Source organism: Mycobacterium sp. TH-M11, from assembly GCF_057473725.1.
This window is the reverse complement of record NZ_JBYCLD010000534.1, coordinates 1-6,046: the sequence shown is the minus strand read 5'-3', so window position 1 is coordinate 6,046 and position 6,046 is coordinate 1. Positions and strand designations below refer to the sequence as shown.

General features: G+C 63.7%; 8 protein-coding genes. 1 reads left to right on the top strand and 7 read right to left on the bottom strand.

Features of this window, described 5'->3' with window-relative positions:
* The 4 genes from AC2VOG_RS20290 to AC2VOG_RS20275 all read right to left on the bottom strand — a co-directional run.
* Positions 1-364, bottom strand: a 364-nt coding sequence (locus tag AC2VOG_RS20290; protein WP_486941613.1) for an aldehyde dehydrogenase family protein, incomplete at its 3' end; no start/stop codon positions are given.
* Entirely contained in the window at positions 361-645 is a 285-nt protein-coding gene (locus tag AC2VOG_RS20285) for a tautomerase family protein (protein WP_486941612.1), read from the bottom strand. The genes AC2VOG_RS20290 and AC2VOG_RS20285, both read right to left, overlap by 4 nt.
* 583 nt (positions 646-1,228) lie before the next feature.
* A complete protein-coding gene (locus AC2VOG_RS20280; protein WP_486941614.1) occupies positions 1,229-2,239 on the bottom strand; it encodes an acyl-CoA thioesterase in 1,011 nt (336 codons plus the stop codon).
* Positions 2,240-2,544: 305 nt separating this feature from the next.
* Positions 2,545-2,961 carry a GlcG/HbpS family heme-binding protein gene (locus tag AC2VOG_RS20275; protein ID WP_486941611.1) on the bottom strand — a complete coding sequence of 139 codons (417 nt, stop codon included), beginning with the start codon at positions 2,959-2,961 and terminating at the stop codon, positions 2,545-2,547.
* Positions 2,962-3,141: 180 nt separating this feature from the next.
* Here AC2VOG_RS20275 and AC2VOG_RS20270 point away from each other — a divergent pair, with 180 nt between their 5' ends.
* Positions 3,142-3,636: a MaoC family dehydratase gene (locus tag AC2VOG_RS20270; RefSeq protein ID WP_486941610.1), complete on the top strand. Its 495-nt coding sequence runs from the start codon at positions 3,142-3,144 to the stop codon at positions 3,634-3,636.
* Here AC2VOG_RS20270 and AC2VOG_RS20265 read toward each other — a convergent pair.
* From AC2VOG_RS20265 to AC2VOG_RS20255, 3 genes are all read right to left on the bottom strand, one after another.
* A complete protein-coding gene (locus AC2VOG_RS20265; protein ID WP_486941609.1) occupies positions 3,627-4,289 on the bottom strand; it encodes an HAD-IA family hydrolase in 663 nt (220 codons plus the stop codon). The genes AC2VOG_RS20270 and AC2VOG_RS20265 overlap by 10 nt on opposite strands.
* Complete coding sequence (locus tag AC2VOG_RS20260) at positions 4,286-5,344, bottom strand: PEP/pyruvate-binding domain-containing protein (RefSeq protein WP_486941608.1); 1,059 nt, start codon at positions 5,342-5,344, stop codon at positions 4,286-4,288. Before AC2VOG_RS20260 ends, AC2VOG_RS20265 begins: the two co-directional genes overlap by 4 nt.
* A partial coding sequence (locus tag AC2VOG_RS20255; RefSeq protein WP_486941607.1) for a PEP-utilizing enzyme occupies positions 5,341-6,046 on the bottom strand: 706 nt, incomplete at its 5' end. The genes AC2VOG_RS20255 and AC2VOG_RS20260, both read right to left, overlap by 4 nt.

Sequence of the window (6,046 nt, the reverse complement as noted above, 5' to 3'; positions counted from 1 at the left end):
CATGGTCGGCGAAGAACCGGAAGTTCAGCGCGGACCTCGAGACGTCGTTGTCGCGTGCCTGGGTGATCGGTTTACCCATGTCGCGGGTGTCAGCCATGCCGAGTTCGGCGGCGTGCTCCTCCATCAGATGCGCCAGCCTGTGCAAGATCGCGCCGCGCTCCGTGAAGCCCATTCGGGGCCATGGTCCCTCGTCGAAGGCCGTACGCGCCGCGGCTATCGCGCGGTCGGCGTCGGCTTTGCCGCCTAAGGCGATCTCCGCCCACGGCTCGCGCAGCCACGGGTCGATGCTGTCGAATGTCAACCCATCGAGGGAGCCGACCTCTTCGCCGTCGATGACGTGGCCGAAGGAGCTTTTCGAAGTCATGACGTGCTCCGTTTCGAATCAATAGGGGCACGCGTGTCCGCCACGCGGGCGTGATCTCGCCGCTCCGCGATGGTGACGTCGCCGGCGGCCCAGTGGGTTGCGGGCACCTCGCGGACTACCACCCGGATATTGGCGGCCGGGGCAGCAACAGCCCGCTCCACCGCTCCGGTCAGTTCGTGAATCAGGGCCCGGATCTGTTCGGGTGTGCGTCCTTCGGTGAGGGTGACCTCGACCAATGGCATGTCCACGCCTTCCTGTTCGACGGCAAGCGCAACTCCCACCGACCATATGTCGCTTCCGGCACCTGCGGTGCACTGTGTTCCCAGCCGCGGAACACGCTGAATTGGACCGGGATGGCGCGGAGCGCCTCCAGGAAACAGACGAAGGGGAAAGTGCATAACAAGAGCGATTGCGACAAGCGGTTTCACCGCCGTCGCGGTGGTGAATCTCGCGGTAGCATCGCCAGCGGCGGCGACAGACCCGGTCGGCCCGAGCTGCGCGGCAGTATCCGATCGGCAGCGCCTCGGTGGAGCGGATGCCGAAAGACCCGGTCACCAAGGTAATCTCGAACATTCCCGCGCTCCGACCTCCCGAGCAAATTCCTGACCACCACGCGGTAGAAGGCCAGCTCTACCCGGCCGACGTCATCGGTACGAAGACGACTCTGCAAAGCGGCACGATGAACTGCCTCCGATGACGCCGCAGCGCACAGTTTGAGCGGGATGTCGCGGATGGAGATGCCGAACTTCTTCGCGACCTGCGTCGCCAAATGGGAGAACGTCGAGCGTACCGTCGTATCGCGCGGGGCGACTCTACCGCCAAGCAGCGCGCCGGCACCAGGCCCAAATCTCCATATAAGGGGTCTTAGTCCGGCCGGGTCGCCAGGCCGAAGAGCGCCGATCCGACCACCCGTCTGCGCAAGGTAATCAGTTGCTGCGCATGGGTGTCGAGCCGCCGGTCCTCAGGCGTCGTTGGTTCCCATTGGCGCACGTCGGTCTCCCGGCCCTCGTCGTCGAGCGCGGTTACCACGGTTAGGCAGTGAGTCGTGAGGTGCATGTCCACGTGACGGGGGTCGGCCGACCGGACGTGGACGGAAACGTGCATCGACTGCTGTCCGGTGTGCAGCAACCGGGCTTCGAGTTCGACGACGTGCCCAATTTGGATTGGCCGGTAGAACCGCACCCCGCCTGCGTAGACCGAAATGCATGGGCGGCCACTCCATCGCGTGGCGCACAAGTACGCGGCCTCATCGATCCAACGCATCGCCGTCCCTCCGTGCACCTTGCCGCCCCAGTTGACATCGGTTGGCGCAGCGAGAAACCGGGTCATCGTGCGGGTTGCGGAGGAATCCTCGGTGTAGGTTTGTTCGGCCATCGCCTGCTCGATCTCGGCGCGCAGCCGGATGCCCATTTCGGCATCGGCGGCTCGAGCCTTATCCTCCTCGGTGACGGGTAACCAGGCCGGAACCGAGCGAGAGTGGCCCGCATCGTCGACCGCGACGAATACGGTCAGGCAGGCACAGGCTTCATGGAAGACGCCCTCCGTGGGATCCGCAGAGGCCGCCGAGCATAACAGGTGCATGCTCGATCGGCCGGTGTAAACCAGGGTCGCCGTGACTTCGACGAGGTGGCCCGATTCGATCGGCCGGTTGAAGCGGATGTCGCCGATGTAAGCCGTTACGCAGTAAGACCGGCTCCAGCCGACCGCACATGCGTAACCAGCCTTGTCAATCCATTCCAGGACCCGACCGCCGTGGATGGGCCCGCCGAACGACGCAACATCGGTGGGGGCGGCAAGAAACCGCAGCGTTACGCTTCGAGCGGCTTCCGGTGAATCCGTGCCACCTAGCGGCTTACCGACAGCAATTACACTCATCGACACCGGCCAAGGTTGACTTCCGTCAAGTTGATCTGCGTATGGGAAGGTGGCAGGTCGCAGTAATGCGGTCCGAAACCGCTTGCGCTGCAACGAGGTTCTGCCGAGAAATAGTCATGGGTTGGAGTGGGACTTATTGCTACGCATGCTAGTTGTCCGGGTGCTCGACGTCATCGGGACGTTCCGGATATAGGAACGATCGACCGCGTCAGCTCCACTGGCCGATCGGCAGGATATATTGGGTCAATGACACAAGTGGCTGGACTGCCCGCTGACTCGCGGCGTCCGTTGTAGAACAACGAAATTCAGATGACGCCAGCCGCTGCCTCCGCCACCTGGCGGTCCTGATCCGAGCTTCCACCCGAGACACCGACGGCCCCGACGAGTTCTCCGCCGACTCGAATCGGAATGCCGCCGCCGAATACGATCAACCGGTCCGTCTTGACGATGCCGTGCAGCAATGCCGGCTCGTCCTTGATCATCTCGAACCACTCGTGGGTCGGCAGTCCGAAGGCTGCGACGGTGTAGGCCTTGTCCTGTGCGAGCTGACCAGACAGCAGCGGAGCACCGTCCATCCGGCCATATGCGACGAGGTTCCCGGCATTGTCGACAACCGCGATGCAGAAACGAACCTTCAATTTCTCGGCCTCCTGAACGGCCGCGTCCAGTACGCGGTTAGCGGCGGCGAAGTTGATAGTCCGCGCTTCTATCAAGTCCGCCATCGGCCCCTACTTTCGCCGTGAGAATCGCTGCCCGCTGCGTTATGTACCGTCCCCTCGAGTCGCGACCTGACCATGGGCCGTTCCGCGGACCGGAAAGGTCGCTGCCAGGATACAAGGTGCCAGCGGATGATGGTTACTTGAACATACTGCGAACACGAAAGTCCCAGTGGAGGTTGACAGATGAGTCTCGACACGTCGTCGACGACGACCAGGAGCAACCGGCCGATCGTGATTGCGGGCCTCGACGGGCTACGGGCGCGCGCGGGGACGAAACTCGGTGTCAGCGATTGGGTGGACGTCACGCAAAGGGTTGTCACCACATTTGCTCAGCTGACCGGTGACGAGCAATGGATTCATGTTGATCCGGAAAAAGCTCGAAATGGCCAGTACGGCACCACCATTCAGCATGGGTTTTTGACGCTGGGCATGTCGACCGGGCTGCTGTGGTCAGTGTGCACGGTGTCCGGATTCAACGTCATCCTCAACTACGGCCTGAACAAGGTGCGGTTTCCTGCTCCGCTCAAGGTCGGCGCGCGGACCCGAATGCATGCCGAGCTCGCGGAGGTGACCGAGGTGAGCGGCGGGGCGCAGGCGGTGTACCACCTCAATTACGAGGTCGAGAACGAGCCGAAGCCATGCTGTGTCGCCGACGTGGTATTCCGGTACTACACCTGATCCAACTCGCTCAGTCCGAGCGACTGGACAACCTGTCGGTAGGACTTCGAAGGCTTGGTCACGTCGAACAGCAACGCGGCCATGCCGATCGCGCGTGCGCCGTCGACATTTCGCGGCTGATCGTCGACGAACAGCGCCGCTTTGGCCGGGGTCTCGAGCGCGTCCAGTACGGGCCGGTAGGCGGCTGGGTCGGGCTTGAGTACACCTGTCCGGGAACCGTCGATCACCACGTCCACCTCGTTCAGGAAAGCGACGCGGCTGATCCAGTCGTCGTCGTAGTAACTCGCGAGGTGGTTGGTCAGCACGGCGGTCCGCAGTCCCGCGGCCCTGGCGGCCCATACAGCTTCACGCGCCTGGCGACGGATCAACGAATCAATCTCGTCGGCGGGGTACAACTGCGCCATCATCGCGCGAAGGCCCGGGCCACCGATCACCGCGGCCATCTCCTCGGCTCGAGTCGCCCAATATTCGTCCTCGGTGATCTCGTCGGCTTGCATCCTGCGCCACAGCAAATCCTTGGCCGGATCGAATGGCCCGGCCCATTCGAATGTGCCGGGGGCCAGCCCGAGTCGGCGCTCGAAACCCTGCACCACCTCGAAGGGAGTGAGCAGCACTGGGCCGCCGAAGTCGAGCACCAGTGCCCGCGGCATCATGGCTGTTCACCGAACGCGTATTTTGCGGCGTACGCACCGGGGTCCCAACGGGTCCCAGAATCCTCGGTCGCCGCGGTCACGGGTCGGGCCTGCACGATGGATACCGGATCCCCCGTGCGGCGAGCCCGGTCGATCACCCATTCCACGTCCACCGGGTGCCCGTAGTGATCCTCGATCGCGCAGACCGCATCCGCGATCACCCCGATCTCCTCGTCGTCGAGGACCCGTGCGTCGCGGAAGCGGGCGGGCATGTCGGTCTCGACAACTCCACTCTTCGCGTAGTCGAATGCTGAGACGACCCGCTTGTCCGCAACGTCGTATGCCAGCACTCGCCGGTCCACCTTGCAGACTTCGATGTGGTCGGGCGTCACCGCACCCTGCACGACTGCCTCGCCCAATCCCCAGGAGCCCTCGATAACGATCCGGTCTCGCTTCGCGGACACCGGGTGGATGGAGAATGCCACACCCGACACCCGCGCGGGAACGAGTTCGAGCACACCGACCGCCATCGGCATGTCCCGGTGCGAGAGACCGCGCTCGAGGCGATAGCACAGCGCGCGAGCGGAAAAAAGGCTTGCCCAGCACCGCCGTACAGCCGCCAGCACCTGAGTTTCGCCGGACATACCGAGGTAGGTGTCGAAGATGCCGGCGAAACTCGCTTGGGCGCTGTCCTCACCCGTCGCCGAGCTGCGGACCGCGGCGGGCTGATTGACCTCACAGCAGCGGAAGCTCAGTTCGGCGTATGCGTCGGCGATAGCTGCGGCGAGTGTCGGTACCACAGGCGTCTGCTCGACCTTCGTACGGATGGTTTGCGCGACGGCGACGAGTCGCTCGTGATCGGTGGGCTTGGTCATTGTCGACAGTTGTTCCGCGACAACGGTATCCAGGCCGGATTCGGCGCAGTGATGAGTATAGGCGTCGACGGTCACGGTGAATCCGCGAGGCACCTTCAGACCAAGATGCGACAGTTCTGTGAGTCGGCCCATTTTTGTCCCCGCGACAGAGGTCGCGGTTACAGGATCCAGTTGGTCCAGCCACCCGATGAAGTCCGTCATGTCGACGCTCCGGACTCCGACTCGTCGTGGCGTCGATAAATGGTGACGATGCCGGCCGAACCGTCGACCTCCACCTCGTCACCATCGTCAATCAGGACCGTCCCAAGGCCGACCGCGGTGACCGTCGGCACGCCATACTCCCGACCGACGATGGCCGCGTGCGACAGGGAGCCACCCCCGTCGCAGACACAGCCCGCGATCTTCGTGAACGCCGGAGTCCAGTTGGGCGAGGTCGATTCGCACACCAACACGTCGCCCGGCTGGATCCGGTGCAGGTTGTCGGCATTGCTCAGCACCCTTGCGGGTCCGCGCGCGCGACCGCCGGCAGCCGGTACGCCGGTCAGCGTTTTAACTGTGGCGTCTGAGCCGGCGGTGCGCACCACATGCAGGAAATGTTTGTCGAGCCCGAAGACCTCGATCAGGATGGGATCGCTGACGGTGTCGGGCACCGTGCCGAGCACCTTGGGCATCGTGGTCCGACGCTCGCGCCAGTAGCTGAAGTATTGCCGGCGATCGACGATGATGTTCTTGAATCGGCTGAATTCGGTCTCCCCGTCGAGCGCCGACATCACCTCCGGCCAAAACATAAAGAGTGTGTCGTCGGGTTCGTCCGCACCCATCGCCTCGGCTATGGCCAGACAGGCCCGGCGCATCGGCAATGTTGCCCGCAGGTCGATGTAGTAATCGTGTTCCTCGTTCCAC